The 17497-nt window shown below is 73.1% G+C and carries 19 protein-coding genes; 16 read left to right on the forward strand and 3 right to left on the reverse strand.

Annotation, left to right across the window (positions count from 1 at the left end):
- Positions 1-115 precede the first annotated feature (115 nt).
- The 6 genes from NOD94_RS16355 (at position 116) to NOD94_RS16380 (ending at position 5395) form a co-directional block, all read left to right on the forward strand.
- Complete coding sequence (locus NOD94_RS16355) at positions 116-901, forward strand: 2-keto-4-pentenoate hydratase (protein ID WP_281206662.1); 786 nt, start codon at positions 116-118, stop codon at positions 899-901.
- Between the two features lie 20 nt (positions 902-921).
- The gene (locus NOD94_RS16360) at positions 922-1815 is read left to right on the forward strand and encodes an acetaldehyde dehydrogenase (acetylating) (RefSeq protein ID WP_281206663.1); all 894 of its coding nucleotides are present in this window, start codon (positions 922-924) and stop codon (positions 1813-1815) included.
- Positions 1812-2852, forward strand: coding sequence for a 4-hydroxy-2-oxovalerate aldolase (gene dmpG / locus NOD94_RS16365; RefSeq protein WP_281206664.1), 1041 nt, complete (start codon positions 1812-1814; stop codon positions 2850-2852). Before NOD94_RS16360 ends, dmpG begins: the two co-directional genes overlap by 4 nt.
- 77 nt (positions 2853-2929) lie before the next feature.
- Positions 2930-4075 (forward strand): Rieske 2Fe-2S domain-containing protein, encoded by a 1146-nt coding sequence (locus NOD94_RS16370; protein ID WP_281206665.1) that lies wholly within the window; start codon positions 2930-2932, stop codon positions 4073-4075.
- Complete coding sequence (locus NOD94_RS16375; protein WP_281206666.1) at positions 4075-4305, forward strand: hypothetical protein; 231 nt, start codon at positions 4075-4077, stop codon at positions 4303-4305. The genes NOD94_RS16370 and NOD94_RS16375 overlap by 1 nt, the downstream gene beginning before the upstream one ends.
- The gene (locus NOD94_RS16380; protein WP_281206667.1) at positions 4298-5395 is read left to right on the forward strand and encodes a ferredoxin--NADP reductase; all 1098 of its coding nucleotides are present in this window, start codon (positions 4298-4300) and stop codon (positions 5393-5395) included. Before NOD94_RS16375 ends, NOD94_RS16380 begins: the two co-directional genes overlap by 8 nt.
- Before the next feature lie 69 nt (positions 5396-5464).
- Here NOD94_RS16380 and NOD94_RS16385 read toward each other — a convergent pair whose 3' ends face one another.
- On the reverse strand, positions 5465-6337 hold the full coding sequence (locus tag NOD94_RS16385; protein WP_281206669.1) for an IclR family transcriptional regulator: 873 nt from the start codon (positions 6335-6337) through the stop codon (positions 5465-5467).
- 253 nt (positions 6338-6590) lie between these two features.
- On the opposite strand from NOD94_RS16385, the gene hsaA reads away from it, so the two are divergent.
- The 6 genes from hsaA to NOD94_RS16415 all read left to right on the forward strand — a co-directional run bounded on the left by hsaA (position 6591) and on the right by NOD94_RS16415 (position 12109).
- Positions 6591-7760, forward strand: a complete 1170-nt coding sequence (gene hsaA, locus NOD94_RS16390) for a 3-hydroxy-9,10-secoandrosta-1,3,5(10)-triene-9,17-dione monooxygenase oxygenase subunit (RefSeq protein ID WP_281206670.1) — start codon at positions 6591-6593, stop codon at positions 7758-7760.
- Complete coding sequence (gene hsaD / locus NOD94_RS16395; protein WP_281206671.1) at positions 7757-8608, forward strand: 4,5:9,10-diseco-3-hydroxy-5,9,17-trioxoandrosta-1(10),2-diene-4-oate hydrolase; 852 nt, start codon at positions 7757-7759, stop codon at positions 8606-8608. The genes hsaA and hsaD overlap by 4 nt, the downstream gene beginning before the upstream one ends.
- 16 nt (positions 8609-8624) lie before the next feature.
- A complete protein-coding gene (locus tag NOD94_RS16400; RefSeq protein WP_281206672.1) occupies positions 8625-9518 on the forward strand; it encodes a VOC family protein in 894 nt (297 codons plus the stop codon).
- Entirely contained in the window at positions 9506-10024 is a 519-nt protein-coding gene (locus tag NOD94_RS16405; RefSeq protein ID WP_281206673.1) for a flavin reductase family protein, read from the forward strand. The genes NOD94_RS16400 and NOD94_RS16405 overlap by 13 nt, the downstream gene beginning before the upstream one ends.
- Positions 10021-11715 carry an FAD-dependent oxidoreductase gene (locus NOD94_RS16410; RefSeq protein WP_281206674.1) on the forward strand — a complete coding sequence of 565 codons (1695 nt, stop codon included), beginning with the start codon at positions 10021-10023 and terminating at the stop codon, positions 11713-11715. Before NOD94_RS16405 ends, NOD94_RS16410 begins: the two co-directional genes overlap by 4 nt.
- Before the next feature lie 67 nt (positions 11716-11782).
- Positions 11783-12109 (forward strand): hypothetical protein, encoded by a 327-nt coding sequence (locus NOD94_RS16415; RefSeq protein WP_281206675.1) that lies wholly within the window; start codon positions 11783-11785, stop codon positions 12107-12109.
- 35 nt (positions 12110-12144) lie between these two features.
- On the opposite strand, the gene NOD94_RS16420 is transcribed toward NOD94_RS16415, so the two are convergent.
- Positions 12145-12852, reverse strand: coding sequence for an HAD family acid phosphatase (locus NOD94_RS16420; protein ID WP_281206676.1), 708 nt, complete (start codon positions 12850-12852; stop codon positions 12145-12147).
- A gap of 113 nt (positions 12853-12965) precedes the next feature.
- A complete protein-coding gene (locus NOD94_RS16425) occupies positions 12966-13916 on the reverse strand; it encodes a hypothetical protein (RefSeq protein ID WP_281206677.1) in 951 nt (316 codons plus the stop codon).
- 131 nt (positions 13917-14047) lie between these two features.
- Between NOD94_RS16425 and NOD94_RS16430 the strand changes: the two genes are divergently transcribed.
- The 4 genes from NOD94_RS16430 to NOD94_RS16445 all read left to right on the forward strand — a co-directional run bounded on the left by NOD94_RS16430 (position 14048) and on the right by NOD94_RS16445 (position 17477).
- On the forward strand, positions 14048-14821 hold the full coding sequence (locus NOD94_RS16430; protein WP_281206678.1) for a serine protease: 774 nt from the start codon (positions 14048-14050) through the stop codon (positions 14819-14821).
- Between the two features lie 256 nt (positions 14822-15077).
- The gene (locus NOD94_RS16435; RefSeq protein ID WP_281206679.1) at positions 15078-15734 is read left to right on the forward strand and encodes a response regulator transcription factor; all 657 of its coding nucleotides are present in this window, start codon (positions 15078-15080) and stop codon (positions 15732-15734) included.
- Between the two features lie 70 nt (positions 15735-15804).
- A complete protein-coding gene (locus NOD94_RS16440; RefSeq protein WP_281206680.1) occupies positions 15805-17052 on the forward strand; it encodes a histidine kinase in 1248 nt (415 codons plus the stop codon).
- 113 nt (positions 17053-17165) lie between these two features.
- Positions 17166-17477: a chorismate mutase gene (locus NOD94_RS16445; protein WP_281206681.1), complete on the forward strand. Its 312-nt coding sequence runs from the start codon at positions 17166-17168 to the stop codon at positions 17475-17477.
- Positions 17478-17497 lie beyond the last annotated feature (20 nt).

Genomic DNA, 17497 nt, shown 5'->3' on the forward strand with positions numbered 1-17497 from the left:
GGGACGGAAACGTCCCGGCCCACGGCCTTTCCCGCTCACCGGGAACACGCCCTCCCGCCCGCGCCCGCCGCCCGCCTACCGTCTGCCGCACCACACCACGCAGCCGGGAGGACCCATGATCGACGACCTGCGCCGGCGCGAGGCCGCCGAGCTGCTGCGCGGGGCCGAACGGCACCGGACCCCCGTACGGCCGCTCACCGAACTGTTCGAGGGCATCGACACGCAGGACGCGTACGAGATCCAGCTGATCAACATCCGCCACCGCACCGGCGGCGGCGACGCCCGCGTCACCGGCCACAAGGTCGGGCTCTCCTCGCCCGTCATGCAGGCCATGATGGGCGTCGACGAGCCCGACTACGGCCACCTGCTGGACACGATGGAGCTGCGCCGGGACGACCCCGTCCGGGCCGCCGCCTACTGCGCGCCCCGCATCGAGGCCGAGGTCGGCTTCGTCCTCGGCACCGACCTGCCGGGGGAGGGCTGCACCGTGGCCGACGTGCTGGCCGCCACCGAACGCGTCGTCCCCGCACTGGAATTGATCGACAGCCGGATCGCCGACTGGCGCATCACCATCGCCGACACCATCGCCGACAACGCCTCCTCCGCCGGCTACGTCATCGGCGAGGGCCGCGACCCCCGCGAACTCGACCTGAGGGCGGTCGAGGCCCGCGTCGCGTGCGACGGCGAACTCCTCGCCGAGGGCCGCTCCGACGCCGTCCTCGGCGACCCCACCACCGCCGTCGCCTGGCTGGCCCGCACCGTCGCCCGCTTCGGCGTCCCGCTGCGCAAGGGCCACCTGATCCTGCCCGGCTCCTGCACCCGCGCCGTGGACGTACGCGCCGGACGGACCTACACCGCCGACTTCACCGGGCTCGGCCCGGTGTCCCTCTCCTTCGTCTGAGGCCCGTACGGGAGTACCGCATGAAGAAAGCCACCGCAGCCGTCGTCGGCTCCGGCAACATCGGCACCGACCTGCTCCACAAACTGCTCCGCTCCCCGCACATCGAGCCCCGCTGGATGATCGGCGTGGACCCCGACAGCGAAGGCCTCGCCCGCGCCCGCCGCGCCGGCCTCGACACCTCCCACGAGGGCGTCGACTGGCTCCTGGCCCGCGACGAACTCCCCGACCTGGTCTTCGAGGCCACCTCCGCCTCCGTCCACCGGGCCAACGCCCCGCGCTACGCCGAGCTCGGCATCAAGGCCGTCGACCTCACCCCCGCCGCCATCGGCCCCGCCGTGGTCCCGCCCGCGAACCTCACCGCCCACCTCGACCGGGCCAACGTCAACATGATCACCTGTGGCGGCCAGGCCACCATCCCGATGGTGTACGCCGTCTCCCGCGTGGTGCCCGTGGCCTACGCGGAGATCGTCGCCTCGGTGGCCTCCGTCTCCGCCGGCCCCGGAACCCGCGCCAACATCGACGAGTTCACCCGCACCACCGCCCGCGGCATCGAGGACATCGGCGGCGCCGCCCGCGGCAAGGCGATCATCATCCTCAACCCCGCCGAACCCCCGGTGATGATGCGCGACACCGTCTTCTGCGCGATCCCGCCGGACGCCGACCGGGAGGCCGTCGCCGCCTCCATCCACCAGGTCGTCCGCGAGGTGGCCGGCTACGTCCCCGGCTACCGGCTGCGCACCGAGCCGCAGTTCGACGAACCGTCCGCGGCGAACGGCGGCAACGCCCGCGTCGCGGTGTTCCTGGAGGTCGAGGGCGCGGGCGACTACCTGCCGCCGTACGCCGGGAACCTCGACATCATGACCGCCGCCGCCACCAAGGTCGGCGAGGAGTTCGCCAAGGAGCTGCACCCGTGAACGCCTACTCCGACACCCTCGACATCCGCGTCACCGACTCCTGCCTGCGGGACGGCTCGCACGCCAAGCGGCACCAATTCACCGTCGACGACGTGACGTCGATCGTCGCCGCCCTCGACACGGCCGGGGTCCCCGTCATCGAGGTCGCGCACGGCGACGGACTCGGCGGGTCCTCCTTCAACTACGGCTTCTCCCGGACCCCCGAGCAGGAACTCATCAAGGCCGCCGCCGAAACGGCCCGGAACGCGAAGATCGCGTTCCTGATGCTGCCCGGACTCGGCGTCAAGGACGACATCCGCGCCGCCCACGCGAGCGGCGGGAGCATCTGCCGGATCGCCACCCACTGCACCGAGGCCGACATCTCGGTCCAACACTTCGGGCTGGCCCGCGCGATGGGCCTGGAGACCGTGGGCTTCCTGATGATGGCCCACTCCACCAGCCCCGAGAACCTCGCCCGCCAGGCCCGGATCATGGCCGACGCCGGCTGCCAGTGCGTGTACGTCGTCGACTCCGCGGGCGCCCTCGTCATGGACCAGGTCACCGACCGGGTCCAGGCCCTGGTCGCCGAGCTCGGCGCCGACGCCCAGGTCGGCTTCCACGGCCACGAGAACCTCGGCCTCGGCGTCGGCAACTCCGTCGCCGCCGTCCGGGCCGGCGCCCTCCAGATCGACGGCTCCACCCGCCGCCTCGGCGCGGGCGCCGGCAACACCCCCGTCGAGGCGTTCGCCGCCGTCTGCCACAAGATGGGCATCCGCACCGGCATCGACGTCCTCGCCATCATCGACGCCGCCGAGGACGTGGTGCGGCCCGTCATGGACGACGAGTGCCGCCTCGACCGGATGTCCCTGCTCATGGGCCACGCCGGCGTCTACTCCAGCTTCCTCGTGCACGCCTACCGGCAGGCCGAACGCTACGGGGTCCCCGGCGCGCGGATCCTGCTGCGCGCGGGCGAACGCCGCCTCGTCGGCGGGCAGGAGGACCAGCTCATCGACATCGCCCTGGAACTCGCGGCCGAGGCCGGGGACTCCCGCGCGTAACCCGGCCCGCCCCGGCCCGAGTCGCCGCCGCAGGGCACCCCCGCAGCACACCCCACAAAGAAGTGGAGGGCCTCCCCATGGCCTCAACCGACGAAGGACCCCGCGTCATCGAGGCGGCGGCCGTACCCGCCCGCTTCGCGCGCGGCTGGCACTGCCTCGGCCTCGCCGCCCCCTTCGAGGACGGCGCCCCGCACGAGGTGGAGGCCTTCGGGACCCGCCTCGTCGTCTTCCGGGGCGCCGACAACGGAGAACTGGGCGTCCTGAACGCCTACTGCCCCCACATGGGCGGCAACCTCGCCCACGGCACCGTCAAGGGCGACACCGTCGCCTGCCCCTTCCACGACTGGCGCTGGTCCGGCAACGGCCGCTGCGCCGACGTCCCCTACGCCCGCCGCGTCCCACCGCGCGCCCGGACCCGCGCCTGGACCACCCTGCGGCGCAACGGCCAGCTCTACGTCTGGCACGACCCGGAGGGCAACCCGCCGCCCGAGGGCGTCACCATCCCCGAGATCGAGGGCCACGGCAGCGCCGACTGGAGCGACTGGAGCTGGAACTCCCTGCGCGTCGAGAACGCCAACTGCCGGGAGATCGTCGACAACGTCGTGGACATGGCGCACTTCTACTACGTGCACTACGCCTTCCCGCACTACTTCAAGAACGTCTTCGACGGACACGTCGCCACCCAGTACATGGAGTCCACCCCGCGCGGCGACGTCGACCTCGGCACCCTCTCCACCGGCGGCGGCCTGCGCTCCGACGCCTCCTACCACGGCCCCTCCTACATGATCGACCGGCTGTGGAGCGACGTCGGCGGCGGCCTGGAGATGGAATCCGTACTGATCAACTGCCACTACCCGGTCGACGAGAACAGCTTCGTCCTCATGTACGGGGCGAGCGTCAAGAAGCTCCCCGGCATGAGCGACGAACAGGCCGCCGAGGCCGCCCGCCTCACCGCCGAGGGGCTGGCCGTCGGCTTCGAGCAGGACGTGGAGATCTGGCGGAACAAGACCCGCATCGACAACCCCCTCCTCACCGAGGAGGACGGGCCCGTCTACCAGCTCCGCCGCTGGTACGAGCAGTTCTACGTCGACGCCGCCGACATCAAGGACGAGATGGTCCGGCGCTTCGAGTTCGAGATCGACACCACCCGCGCCACCGCCGCCTGGAAGGCGGAGGTCGAGGAGAACCTCGCCCGCCGCGCCGCGTCCCCGGGCGGCGCGTGATGACCCCCGTCGCCTGCGCGGAGTGCGGGACCGAGGTGCTGTGCGAGAAGTTCAGCGCCGCCCACACCCAGGTCCAGTGGACGGACCGGGCGGCCTCGGTGTGCCCGCGCATCGCCGCCCGGGTCGCCGCCGGCGAACTCAGCGCCCGCGTCCGCTCCTGCCCGGCCCTGCGCGCCGGCATCGAGGCGGCCGTACGGGAGGGCCGGCTGGAGGTGCCCGCCGATGCGTGAGAGCACTGCCGCACGGGCCGCCGCACCGGCGCCCGCCCCCACCGCACCGGCACCCGCGCCCGCTGCGGCGCCCGCGCCCGCCGGCTCGCTGCGGGTCCGGGTCCGGGAGCGGATCCAGGAGACCCCGGACGCGGTGTCCCTCGTGCTGGACACCGAACTGCCCTACCGCCCAGGTCAGTTCCTCACCCTGCGGATCCCCGGCGGCGGCGCCCGCTGCTACTCCCTGGCCAGCTCGCCGCACACCGGCGAGCCCATGAGGATCACCGTCAAACGGGTCCCCGGCGGGCTCGGCTCCGGCTGGGTCTGCGACACCGTCGCGGCGGGCGACGAACTGGAGGTCCTGCCACCGGCGGGCGCCTTCACCCCCGGCCCGGACGGCCTCGACCGGGACCTGCTGCTCGTCGCCGGCGGCAGCGGCATCACCCCGGTGCTCTCCCTGGCCAAGTCGGCCCTCGCCGCCGGGCGGGGCCGGATCGCCCTGCTGTACGCCAACCGGGACCCCGCATCGGTCATCTTCCGCCACGAGCTGGAGGAGTTGGCCGCCCGGCACCCCGACCGGCTGACCGTCGTGCACTGGTTGGAGAGCCTGAGCGGGCTGCCGACCGCCGCCCGGCTCGGGGGGCTTCTCGCCCCGTACGCGGGCCGCGAGGCCTGGCTGTGCGGTCCCGGACCGCTCATGGACGCCGCCGAGACGGCCCTGCGCTCGGCCGGGGCGCCAGGCTCCCGCATCCGCCGCGAACGCTACTTCTCCCTCGGCGCAGACGTGTTCGCCCCCGCGGCGGGGCCCGCTCAATCCCCACCCGCCGATGCCGGCGCCGATGCCGCCGCCGTCGTGCGGCTCGACGGGGAGACCCGTACCGCGTCCTGGCCGCGCCGGGCCACGCTGCTCGACGCCCTCCTCGCCGCGGGCGTCGAAGCCCCGTACTCCTGCCGCGAGGGCGCCTGCGCGGCCTGCTGCTGCCGGGTGGTCGAGGGCGAGGTGACGATGGTCCGCAACGAGGTCCTCGACGCCGAGGACCTCGCCGACGGCTACGTCCTCGCCTGCCAGGCCTTCCCGGTCACCGACCGGGTCCGGGTGACCTACGGCTGAAACGCAACGGGCCCGGCCCCCTGGCGAGGGGTCGGGTCCGGTGCGTGTGCGATGAGGTATCTGTACCCGCTACATCCACTCGCTGAACCGCAACCAACCCATCATGTTGTCCATTTCCCGCGCCGACACGGCCGGCTCGGCGGCCACGGGCGGTACGGAGGCCGCCGCGCGGCCCGCCCGACCCGGCCCGTACAGCTCGCGCCACACGGACCGCGCGCAGGCCAGGACCGCGGGCGCCTGCCGGGCGAGCTCGCGCTCGCCCCGGCAGGAGGACAGGGACACGGCGGCGACCGCCCGTCCCGCGCCCCGCAGCGGCGCGGCCACGCAGTGGACCCCGCGGAAGGTTTCCTCCCGGTCGTGGGCGACGCCGCGCTCGCGGGTCGCCGCCAGCTCCGCCCGCAGCGCGGCCGGACGGACCAGGGTCCGGGCCGTGCGCGGGCGCAGCCCCCGGGCCAGGACCTCCTCGACGGTGTCCTGGTCGCCGAAGGCGAGCATCGCCTTCCCGGCGGCCGTGGAACAGGCCGGCATCCGGCCGCCGACCCGGGAGGGCACGGCGCCCGCCTCCGACCCGCCGATCCGTTCCAGACAGACCACTTCCGCCCCGTCCAGCACCCACAGGTGCACCAGCTGCCCGGTCTGCTCGTGCAGCGCGTGCAGCAGCGGCAGGGCCGCCCGGCGCAGTCGGTTGTGGTGGGCGGCGAGCGCGCCGAGCTCCAGCATCCGCATGCCCATCCGGTAGTCCCGGCCCTCCCGGTCCAGCCAGCGCAACCGCACCAGTTGGTCCAGGATCCGGTGGGCGGACGAGCGGGGGATCCCGCTGCGGCGCACCACCTCGGTCAGCGAGAGCCGTGGCTGCGGACCCTCGAAGGCACCCAGGACCTTGGCGGCCTTCTCCAGCAGTGACAGCGGTGCGAGCCCGCTCTCCATGACCTGATCGAGCACGAGGAACCCCCTGCGTGAGGCGTTGGAGCGACCCTGCCACGCGGCCCCGGGCCCGGGGAAGGACCCGGAACCATGTATTTCATTCAGTAATACTTCTGATCGTCATGAGAGGGGTGCTGGGGCGCCCGGCGCGACCCCCGCCGCACCCTCCACGACGCCTTCCCGCTCAGCGGGAACGCCCCGTTCCTCGCCCCCGACCCCCGGGCGTACGTTCACCGCACCCCGAAGCCGACGACCCCGAGAAAGGGACACCATGAGCGACGAAGACGTCCTCGACGCAGTCCGCGCCCTCGCCCCGGCCCTGCGCGAACGCGCCGCCGAAGCGGAGGCTCAGCGCAAGGTTCCCGAGGCGAGCATCAAGGAACTCACCGGCGCCGGATTCTTCCGCCTGCTCCAGCCCAGGGCCCACGGCGGGCGCGCAGCGCACCCCGGGGTCTTCTACGAGGCCGTCAAGGAGATCGCCAAGGCCTGCGGCTCCACCGGCTGGGTCGCCTCCGTCGTCGGCGTCCACCCCTGGCACGTCGCGCTCTACGACCCCCGCGCCCAGGAGGAGGTCTGGGGCCCGGACCGCGACACCCGCATCTGTTCCTCGTACGCCCCCACCGGCAAGGTCGCCCCGGTCGCCGGCGGCTTCACCCTCAGCGGCCGCTGGCACTTCTCCTCCGGCTGCGACCACGCCGACTGGGCCCTGCTCGGCGCGCTCGTCACCGACGCCGAGGGCCGACCCGTGGACATGCGCACCTTCCTCGTGCCCCGCACCCAGTACCGCATCGACGAGGTCTGGGACACCGTGGGCCTGCGCGGCTCCGGCTCCAACGACATCGTCGTCGAGGAGGTCTTCGTCCCCGAGCACCGCGCCCTCAGCTTCGGGCCCGTCACCGCCCTGGACGTCCCCGGCCACGCGCTCAACCCCGAGCCCCTCTACCGGCTCCCGTACGCCTCGATCTTCACCACCACCATCTCCACCCCGATCGTCGGCATCGCCGAGGGCGCCTACGAGGGGTACGTGGCCGCGACCCGCGAACGCTTCCGGACCTCCTACGGCCAGCAGGTCGCCGAGGACCCCTTCGCGCAGGTCCGCATCGCCCGCGCCGCCAGTGACATCGACGCCTCCTGGCTCCAGCTCCGGCGCAACATCGGCGACCTCCACGCCCTCGCCGAACGCGGCGAACCCCTGCCCCTGGCCCTGCGCACCCGGGTCCGCCGCGACCAGGTCCTCGCCACCGAACGCTGCGTCGCCGCCGTCGACCTGCTGATGGAGAACGCGGGCGGCGGCGCCATGCGCACCGGCGCCAACCCCGTCCAGCGGGCCTGGCGCGACGTCCACACCGGACGCGGCCACGCCGCCAACGACCCCGAACGGGCACTGGTCCTCTTCGGCCAGGGCGCCCTCGGCCTCGACATCCAGGACACGATGCTGTGAGCCTCACCTACGAGAACACCTCCCGGACCGTGAAGGCCGGCGGCCTCGCCCTCCACCACCACGTGGCGGGACCCGCCGACGCACCCGTCGTGATCATGCTGCACGGCGGCGGACCCGGCGCCTCCGGCTGGTCCAACTTCGGCGCCAACCTGCCCCACTTCGCCGCCCGGTTCCGCACCCTGCTCGTCGACCTGCCCTGCTACGGCCGCTCCGACAAGCCCGAACCCGACTGCGACTACTTCACCTTCAGCGCCCGCGCCGTCGTCGCCCTCATGGACGAACTCGGCATCGAGGAAGCCCACTTCATCGGAAACTCCCTCGGCGGCGGCACCGCCGTCCGGATCGCCCTCGACCACCCGGAGCGGGTCGCGAAACTGCTCCTGATGGGCCCCGGCGGCATCTCCTTGAACCTGTTCTCCGCCGACCCCACCGAAGGCATCAAGCGGCTCTTCGAGTTCAGCCTCGCCCCCGAACCCACCCGCGCCGCGATGCGCACCTTCCTCACCACCCTCGTCCACGACCCGGCCGTCGTCACCGCCGCCCTCGTCGAGGAGCGCTTCGCGCAGGCCACCGACCCCGAGGCACGGCTCGGCAACGCCCGCATGGCCGCCGCCTTCACGAAATGGCCCGAGGACACCCTCCTGTGGCGCGAGGCCCACCGCATCACCCGCCCGGTGCTCCTCACCTGGGGCCGGGAGGACCGGGTCAACCCCGTCGACGGCGCCTTCCTCGCACTCAAGACCATCCCCGACGCCCGCCTGCACGTCTTCCCGCGCTGCGGGCACTGGGCCCAGACCGAGGCCGCCGCCGAGTTCAACCGCCTCGCCACCGACTTCTTCCTCCACTAGCCACCAGGGAGCCCCCATGGACATCCGCGCACTCGGCTACCTCCGCATCGAGACCGCCGACCTCGCCGCCTGGCGCACCTTCGCCCTCGACGTCCTCGGCATGACGCAAGGGCAGGGCAGCACGGACACCCTGCTGTCCGTCCGCATCGACGACCGCGTCCACCGCTTCCAGTTCGTCGCCGGGACCACGGACCGCCTCCTCGCGGCGGGCTTCGAGGTGGCGAACGCCCGCGCCCTGCGGGACGCGGCCGCCGAACTGGAGGCCGCCGGCCGCGCGGTCAAGCAGGCCGACGACGCCACCCTCGCCGACCGCCGCGTCCAGGGCCTGATCCACTGCGAGGACCCCGGCGGCAACCCCCTGGAGATCTACTGGGGCCAGGCCCAGGACCACAGCCCGCTCGCCGCGCCCTACGGCAACCGCTTCGTCACGGGCGACCTCGGCCTCGGCCACGTCGTCCTGCCCGCCGTCGAGATCGAGGCGAGCCTCGACTTCTACGAGAACCTCCTCGGCTTCCAACTGCGCGACTCGATGAAGCTGCCCCCCGTCGCCGTCCCCACCGGAGCCCCCGGCAAGGACTTCCACCTGATGCACTTCCTCAGCCCCAACCGCCGCCACCACAGCCTCGGCCTCTACCCCGGAGCCCTGCCGCCCGGCATCGTCCACTTCATGGTCGAACTGGAACGCCTCGACGACGTCGGCTACTGCCTCGACCGGATGAACGCGGCGGGCATCCCCATCGCCTCCACCCTCGGCCGGCACTCCAACGACCACATGGTGTCGTTCTACGCGCACGCCCCCGGCGGCTTCCAGGTCGAGTACGGCTGGGACGGCCTGATCGTCGACCCCGCGGCCTGGACCGCGAAGGAGATCACCGCCGACAGCTTCTGGGGCCACCAGTGGAACGGCTGACCCCGCCCGCCCCCGTCGATCCCGCCCCCGTCGATCCCGCCGCGTTCCGCGAGGTACTGGGCGCCTTCGCCTCCGGCATCACCGTCCTCGCCGCCACCGACCCCGACGGCCGCCCCGTCGGGCTGGCCTGCCAGTCCTTCGCCTCCCTCTCCCTGGACCCGCCGCTGGTCCTGATCTGCGTGGGCAAGGGCTCCTCCAGCTGGCCCGCCGTACGGGCCGCCGGCCGGTTCGGAGTCAGCATCCTCGACGCACGGCAGCGGGCCGTCTGCGAGGCCCTCGGCCGCCGCGGCGGCGACAAGTTCGCCGGGGTGGAGTGGGAGACCTCCGCGCACGGAACCGTCCGCATCACCGGGGCCCTCGCCACCGTCGACTGCGCCCTGGACACCGTCCACGAGGCGGGCGACCACTACCTGGTCACGGCCCGGGTCCTCGAACTCACCGCCCGCGACGGCGGATCGCCCCTGCTGTACTTCCGCAGCGACTACGCCACCGGAGCCTTCGGATGACCGACCAGCACACGCACGGGCACACGTACGAGTACGACGTGGTGGTGGCCGGCTCCGGCGCGGCCGGCCTGGCCGCCGCGATCACCGCCCGACTGCGCGGACTGACCGTCCTGGTCGTGGAGAAGACCGAGGCGTACGGGGGCTCCACCGCCCTGTCCGGCGGCGCGATCTGGGTGCCCGGCAACTTCCACCTCGACCGGGCCGCCATCGCCGACACCCACGACAAGGCGCGCGCCTACCTCGACGCGACCGTCGGCGACCGGGTCCCCGACGCCCGAAAGGAGGCCTACCTCGCCCACGGGCCGCGCATGGTCCGGGAGTTCCACGACCGCACCGAGGTCCGCTTCATGTACACCCCCGGCTACCCGGACTACTTCCCCGAGGCACCGGGAGGCATGGCCCAGGGGCGGTCCGTCGAGCCGTGCATCGTGGACTTCCGGCGGCTGGGCGAGCTCGGCCGCACGATGCGCCGCGCGGGGCTGCCGACGTACGGGCTGACCATGACCTCGTACGACTTCCGCTTCCTGAACATGGTGGCCCGCACCTGGGCGGGCCGGCGGACCTCCGTGAAGGTGGGGATGCGGGCGGTGAAGGCGCTGGTCACCGGCCGCAAACTGCTCTCCCTCGGGGAGGCGCTGATCGCCCGGATGCGGCTCTCGCTGGACCGGCTCGGCGGCGACCTGTGGCTGTCGGCGCCGCTGACCGGCCTGGTCACGGACGACTCCGGCCGGGTGGAAGGCGTACGGGTCGTCCGCGCGGGCCGCGAGGTGACCGTACGGGCCCGGGGCGGGGTCGTGCTCGCCGCCGGCGGCTTCTCCCACGACGCGGAACTGCGGGAGAAGCACCTGCCCGCGCCCACCTCCACCGACTGGACGCACGCCTCCGAGGGGCAGACGGGCGACGCCCTGCGGCTCGGCGAGGAACTCGGCGCGGCCACCGACCTGCTGGACCGGGTGTGGGGGGCGCCGTCGGTGTGCCCGCCGGGGGAGAAGCCGTTCTTCCTGGTCGCCGACCGGGGCATCCCCGGCATGGTGATCGTCGACGGGTCGGGGGAGCGGTACGCCAACGAGGCGCTGCCCTACCACGCGTTCGTGGACCGGATGTACGCCGCCGACCGGCCCGGTGCGAGCACCGTACCGTCCTGGCTGGTCCTCGACGCCCGCTCGAAGGCCCGCTACCTCTTCGCCGGGCTGTTCCCCGGACAGCCCTTCCCCGCCAGGTGGTTGGAGAGCGGCTTCGTGAAGAAGGCCGCGACGGTGGAGGAACTGGCGCGGCAGATCTCCGCGCCGGGCCTGCCCGCCGCCCTCCGTCGCTTCAACGGCTTCGCCGAGCGCGGTGTGGACGAGGACTTCGGGCGCGGCGCCGGCGTCTACGACCGCTACTACGGCGACCCGACGCTGCCCAACCCGAACCTGGCGCCGATCGACAGGGGCCCCTTCTACGCGGTCCCCGTGCACCCGGGTGACATCGGCACCAAGGGCGGCCTGGTCACGGACGGCGACGGCCGGGTGCTGCGCGAGGACGCGTCCCCGATCGGTGGCCTCTACGCGGCCGGCAACTGCTCGGCGGCGGTCATGGGCGAGACCTACCCGGGCCCCGGCGCGACGATCGGCCCCGCGATGGCCTTCGGTTGGGCGGCGGTCAACGCCATCGCGGAGGAAAGGGCGCACGGGAAGGCCGCCGGCTTCTGACGGACGCCGGTGTTCCGCGATCGGGGCGCGGGCACAACGCCCGTATGGAGACAAAGGTGGCGGGGGAGTGAGCCGGGGCGGCATCTGGGCCTCGGTCAGTGGGGTGCTGTGCCTCGGCACCTGGGGAGGCCTGGTGTGGCTCGCGATGGACCCGGATCTGCAGGACGCCCAGGAGACGATGGGAACGGGGTGGATGGTGGGGCTCGCCGTCCTGCCCGCGCTGTTCTCCTTCTTCCTGGGCGTCGCGGTGTTCCAGGACGGGGCCTGGTCCGGGAGCGGCGGCGGCGGCAGCGACGGCGTCGGACTCGGCAGCCCGGGTTGGGGCGGCGGGGACGGCGGCGGAGGTGGTGGCTCCTGCGGAGGTGGCGGCGGTTGCGGTGGTGGTGGCGTCTGACGGCCGCCACCCCGCCGCAACCGCGCGCCGCCGGATCAGGACAGCTTGCCGTCGTAGTCCGGCAGCTTCACGGTGCGCTCCGCGTGGCCGCCGACCAGGTCGCTCTGCTTGTTGCCGATGTTCGCGATGATCGTGTAGCCGCGGGCCTCGATCTCGGCGCGCTTGGCCGTCTTGTAGGTGCTCACCTCTTTGAACAGGTCGGGCAGGTCCCGGACGTACAGGCCCGAGACGGGGTGGCCGACGGCCTTGAGGTTGTGCTCGGTCAGGGATTCGATGATCCCCGGACGGGCGGTGACGAAGAAGATCGCGACGCCGCGGTCGTTGGCGTACCGGGTCAGCTCGCGGACCTTGGTGATCGCGGGCGTCGGGAACGTCCAGAACCAGTGGAAGTCCGTCTCCAACGACGAGTTGTCGATGTCGAGGACGAGCGCCGGCTTCTCCCCGGCCGGGGACGCGGCGATGCGCTGCTCGATCGCGGGACGGGCGGCGTCGATGACGGCGGCCACGTCGCGCTGCCAGGTGGCGTAGTCGATGCCGAGGATCGCCGCGTTGCCCCCGGGCGCGGAGGCGGTGACGGCGCTCGCGGCGGCCGGCGCGGTCACGGCCCGTTCCGTCGGGGCGGCTCCGGCCGTGGTGGCGGGCAGCAGGGCCAGGACTGCTCCCGCGACGGCCACGCCGGCGGCGGCGGAGGCGCTGCGGCGGGGAAGGCCGGTACGGGCGGGGAGGGTGCGGCTGATGCGCATGTGGGGGCGCTCCTCGGTCACGAATTGGCATGTACGCGACCAGGCTGGGGCAGTGCGGTTCCCCTGTCTACCGGTCGGTAGGAAACTTTTCGCGGCCGCCCGATGAACCCCCGCTAGGTGTCGCACTCCAGCACCGTGCGGCACACCCCGCACCGCACCCGCTGCGACCCCCGCACCGCGACCCGCAGCCGCCCGGCGCACACCGGGCACGGGAAGCTCACCCGCTGACCGTCCGGGTGCGCCTCGAAGCGGTACGCGGCCCCACCGAACGTGCCGCCGCCCCTCGTGCCGCCGCCCCTCGGGTCGCTCCCCGTCGTGCCGTCCCCCGTCGGGCGGTTCCCGGCGCGGCGGGCCCGCGCGTAGCGCAGCCGCTCCGTCGCGCCCGCGGCGGCGAGGGGGGCCCGGCGCAGGTCCCGGGCGGCCAGGGCGCGGCCGCGCACGTAGGCCTCGTACGCCTGTGGGCCGGTGAACCAGGGGGAGGGGTCCTCGTCGAGGAGGAGGGCGCGCTTGGCCAGGACGTACCCGAACTCCTCCGGGGTGAGGTAGCCGAGCTTCTGGTACGTCAGCACGTCCTCGCGGTAGGCGTCGAGGAGCAGCCAGCCGACCCCGAGATAGGCGGCGGCGGTGTCGGTGAGGATCTCGTTCTCCGCGGTCGTCGGCAGGCGCAGGTCCAGGCGGTGCAGCAGCACGTGGGTGACCTCGTGGGCCAGTGCGGCGGCCAGATCCCGCCGGTGCGTGCGGAATCGATCGTTCACCTCGATGAAGTACTCCGGGCCCACCGTCAACTCGACGGTCGCCGCGTCCCGCATCGGCCGGAACGCGACCACCACGCGCGCGTCCGGCAGGCCGAGCGCGCGCACCATCGCGGCGGCCACCCGATGGGCGCCGAGGTGCAGGTCATCGGCGGTGTCGAACGCCGCGTCGGCCGGCGCGAAGCTCGTCGAGTAGGCCCGGACGCCCTCGGGGGTCAGGCGCCGGAACAGGGCCGTGAGCGAGGCGCGAACGGTCTCCAGGTGCGGAAATCCGTGCTCGACCGGGCTGTCGCGCCTGCGGTTCTGCGTCACACCGCCTCCCCGACCGGAAGTTGTCCGAAAACGCGTTCTTGATTGCGTCGGACGTTCGGTTGTGTCATGGACTCGTCATTCACCCGATGACGCGCACAGCCCAACCCCCCACGAAAGGCAGTGTGTTGACCATGGCCATCCTCGGCAGATTCCTCAAGCAGTCCCTCGCCGTCGGCGCCGTCGCCCTCGCCGCCGTCAGCCTCCAGACGACCGGAGCGGGCGCCGCCCAAGCCCCCGTCGTCGGCGGCACCCGCGCCGCACAGGGCGAGTTCCCCTTCATGGTCCGCCTCTCCATGGGCTGCGGCGGAGCCCTCTACACCCAGCAGATCGTCCTCACCGCCGCCCACTGCGTGAACGGCTCCGGCAACAACACCACGATCACCGCCACCGCCGGCGTCGTCGACCTCAACAGCACCGCCGCCATCAAGGTCAAGTCCACCAAGGTCCTCCAGGCCCCCGGCTACAACGGCAAGGGCAAGGACTGGGCCCTCATCAAGCTCGCCAAGCCCATCAACCTGCCCACCCTGAAGATCGCCGAGACCAAGGCCTACGACAACGGCACCTTCACCGTCGCCGGCTGGGGCGCCACCCGCGAAGGCGGCGGCCAGCAGCGCTACCTCATGAAGGCCACCGTCCCCTTCGTCTCCGACGCCTCCTGCCAGAGCTCCTACGGCAGCGACCTCGTCCCCTCCGAAGAGATCTGTGCCGGCCTCCCCCAGGGCGGGGTCGACACCTGCCAGGGCGACTCCGGCGGCCCCATGTTCCGCCGCGACAACGCCAACGCCTGGATCCAGGTCGGCATCGTCAGCTGGGGCCAGGGCTGCGCACGCCCCGACTACCCCGGCGTCTACACCGAGGTGTCCACCTTCGCGGGAGCGATCAAGAGCGCGGCCGCGACCCTCTAGCCCACCGAGCGGCACCCCCGGCGCACCGAGCGCCACCCCCTCGTCCTTCCGGCCGGACGCGAACCGGCCGGAAGGGCGAAGCGCCCCACCCCGGACGTACGTACGCTCGAAGGACGTACCGCGAGGCCGGAACACCGCTGCCCCCACCCCGCGACACCCATCCGGCGGCCCCCCGTGCGGTTGCGGTCCGACGCCCGCACCGGTCCGATGGGAAGAGTCCATCGGCGGCAGCGGGCAACAGTGGGGCAGGCGGCGCATGACGATCAGAGTGGTCATCGCGGACGACCAGGACATGGTCAGGACCGGATTCCGCATGATCCTGGAGAGCATGCCCGACATCGAGGTCGTCGCCGACGTCGTCGACGGCGAAGCGGCACTGGCCGCCGTCACCGAGCACCGGCCGGACGTCCTCCTCCTCGACATCCGCATGCCACGGCTCGACGGACTCGAAGTCACCCGCCGACTCTCCGGCCAGGACAAGCCGCGCATCGTCATCGTCACCACCTTCGACCTCGACGAGTACGTCCACGCCGCCCTCCACGGCGGCGCGTCCGGCTTCCTCCTCAAGGACGCGAGCCCGGCCATGCTGGTTGAAGCGGTACGGGCCGCAGCCGCCGGGGACGCGCTCGTCTCACCCGCCATCACCGTACGACTCCTGCGCGAAATGGCCCCGCGCACCACCTCCGCCCAGGCCGCCCGCCGCCCCGCCGAGCCCCTCACCGAACGCGAACGGGACGTCGTGCGCTGCCTCGCGCGCGGGCTGACCAACGCCGAGATCGCCGGCGAACTGTACGTATCGCTGTCCACCGTCAAAACCCACCTGGCCAACGTCCAGGCCAAGCTCGACGCCCGCAACCGCGTCGAGATCGCCGCCTGGGCCTGGGAGAGCGGCCTGGCCGTCGGCGCGGCGTGACCCCGCCGCCCACCGCACCCGTCGCCGCCACCGCCGTCGCCGTCGCCCCCGCCTTCACCGAGGGACGTCGGTGAGCCCGCTCGCGAGCTGGGCGCGACGCCACCCGCACGTCGCCGACTGGCTCCGCTGGCTCCTCTCCCTGGTCCTGATCGGCCTCGTCACCGCCGAAGGCGTCATCCTCGCCCGCCGGCCCAGCCTCCCGCACACCGCCGTCTGGATCTCCGGGATCCTCGTCTGCCTCAGCGCCGCACCCTGGCCCCGGATCCCCCTCCTGACCCGCGCCTGGTTCGCCGCCGCCACCACCTGGACCGTCACCCTCCTCCTCATCTTCGGCAACCACCCCCTCATCGTCTGGGGCGGCGGCGAGGCCATCGCCCTGCTCGTCCTCCTCTCCCAGGTCCTGCTCCGCGCGCCCGCCCGTACCGCCGCGGTCCTCGGACCCCTCCTCGGCCTCGGCTGCACGGCCGTACCCGTCCGGGACACCGACCCCGGCCGCTTCACCCTGCTCTTCTCCGTCCTCGCCGTCGTCGTCGGCGCCTACTCCCTCCTCCTACGACTCCAGTCCGTCCAACGCGTCCGCGAACTGCGCGCCGTCCGCACCGCCGAACGCCTCGAACTGGCCCGCGAACTCCACGACCTCGTCGCCCACCACGTCACCGGCATCGTCGTGGAAGCCCGCGCGGCCCGCTTCACCAAGGTCTCCGCCGAACGCGCCGCCGAGATCTTCGGCCGCATCGAAACAGCGGGCGACGAAGCCCTCGGCTCCATGCGCCGCCTCGTCAAGGTCCTCCGCGACAACGACACCGACAGCGGCAAGGACGTCGGCGACGACATCGACAACGACGGCGACAACGCCCTGCCGGCGGCTGGCAAACGCACCGGAGGCGGAGCCGCCGGGCGCGCGGGCGGACCGGGGACGGCCCCCGTCGCCGGCCTCGCCGACATCCGCTCGCTCGCCGAACGCTTCACCGTCACCGGCCCGCCCGTCGCCCTGTACATCGAGGACGGCCTGGCGACCCGCCTCCCCGGCGACGTCGCCGCCACCGCCCACCGCATCGTCCTCGAAGCCCTCACCAACATCGGCAAGCACGCCGCCACCGCCACCGCCGTACGCGTCGGCCTGCGCACCGTCCCCGCCGGCCTCGAAGTACGCATCGCCGACGACGGCGGCCACCCCGCCCGGCTCTCCGACACGGCCCGGGGCGGCGGCTACGGCCTCGTCGGAATGGCCGAACGCGCCGAGGCCCTCGGCGGCTCCCTCACCGCCGGCCCCGCCCCCGAGGGCGGCTGGCTCGTCACGGCCGTCCTGCCCCTGTGACCCCACCCCGCCACCGACACCGGCACCGGCCCGGTCATGGCCCACGCTCCGCCCCGTCTCACGGACCGGCTCCCCGGAAAGACGGTCCCGCACGCCACGTATTCTCGGGAACCATGAACAACAGCGATATCGACGAGAACGTCGCCGCGGAACTGTCCCGCCTGCGCGACAGCATCGACAACATCGACGCGGCCGTCGTGCACATGCTCGCCGAACGCTTCAAATGCACCCAACAGGTCGGCCACCTCAAGGCACGCCACCAGCTGCCCCCCGCCGACCCCGGCCGCGAGGCCAGCCAGATCGCCCGGCTGCGGCAGCTCGCCGAGAACGCCAAGCTCGACCCGGCCTTCGCCGAGAAGCTCCTCAACTTCATCATCGCCGAGGTCATCCGCCACCACGAGACGATCGCGGCGGGCGAGGACTGAGCCCCGCGGCGGGCGCCGAG

The sequence above is a fragment of the Streptomyces sp. Isolate_45 genome, from assembly GCF_024721315.2.
GTDB lineage: Bacteria > Actinomycetota > Actinomycetes > Streptomycetales > Streptomycetaceae > Streptomyces.

Bases quoted from the DNA above. Each gene is read 5' to 3' on its own strand.
- NOD94_RS16355 (WP_281206662.1), top strand. From the start codon at position 116: ATGATCGACGACCTGCGCCGGCGCGAGGCCGCCGAGCTGCTGCGCGGG.
- NOD94_RS16360 (WP_281206663.1), top strand. From the start codon at position 922: ATGAAGAAAGCCACCGCAGCCGTCGTCGGCTCCGGCAACATCGGCACC.
- NOD94_RS16370 (WP_281206665.1), top strand. From the start codon at position 2,930: ATGGCCTCAACCGACGAAGGACCCCGCGTCATCGAGGCGGCGGCCGTA.
- NOD94_RS16375 (WP_281206666.1), top strand. From the start codon at position 4,075: ATGACCCCCGTCGCCTGCGCGGAGTGCGGGACCGAGGTGCTGTGCGAG.
- NOD94_RS16380 (WP_281206667.1), top strand. From the start codon at position 4,298: ATGCGTGAGAGCACTGCCGCACGGGCCGCCGCACCGGCGCCCGCCCCC.
- hsaA (WP_281206670.1), top strand. From the start codon at position 6,591: ATGAGCGACGAAGACGTCCTCGACGCAGTCCGCGCCCTCGCCCCGGCC.
- NOD94_RS16400 (WP_281206672.1), top strand. From the start codon at position 8,625: ATGGACATCCGCGCACTCGGCTACCTCCGCATCGAGACCGCCGACCTC.
- NOD94_RS16410 (WP_281206674.1), top strand. From the start codon at position 10,021: ATGACCGACCAGCACACGCACGGGCACACGTACGAGTACGACGTGGTG.
- NOD94_RS16420 (WP_281206676.1), bottom strand. From the start codon at position 12,852: ATGCGCATCAGCCGCACCCTCCCCGCCCGTACCGGCCTTCCCCGCCGC.
- NOD94_RS16430 (WP_281206678.1), top strand. From the start codon at position 14,048: ATGGCCATCCTCGGCAGATTCCTCAAGCAGTCCCTCGCCGTCGGCGCC.
- NOD94_RS16435 (WP_281206679.1), top strand. From the start codon at position 15,078: ATGACGATCAGAGTGGTCATCGCGGACGACCAGGACATGGTCAGGACC.
- NOD94_RS16445 (WP_281206681.1), top strand. From the start codon at position 17,166: ATGAACAACAGCGATATCGACGAGAACGTCGCCGCGGAACTGTCCCGC.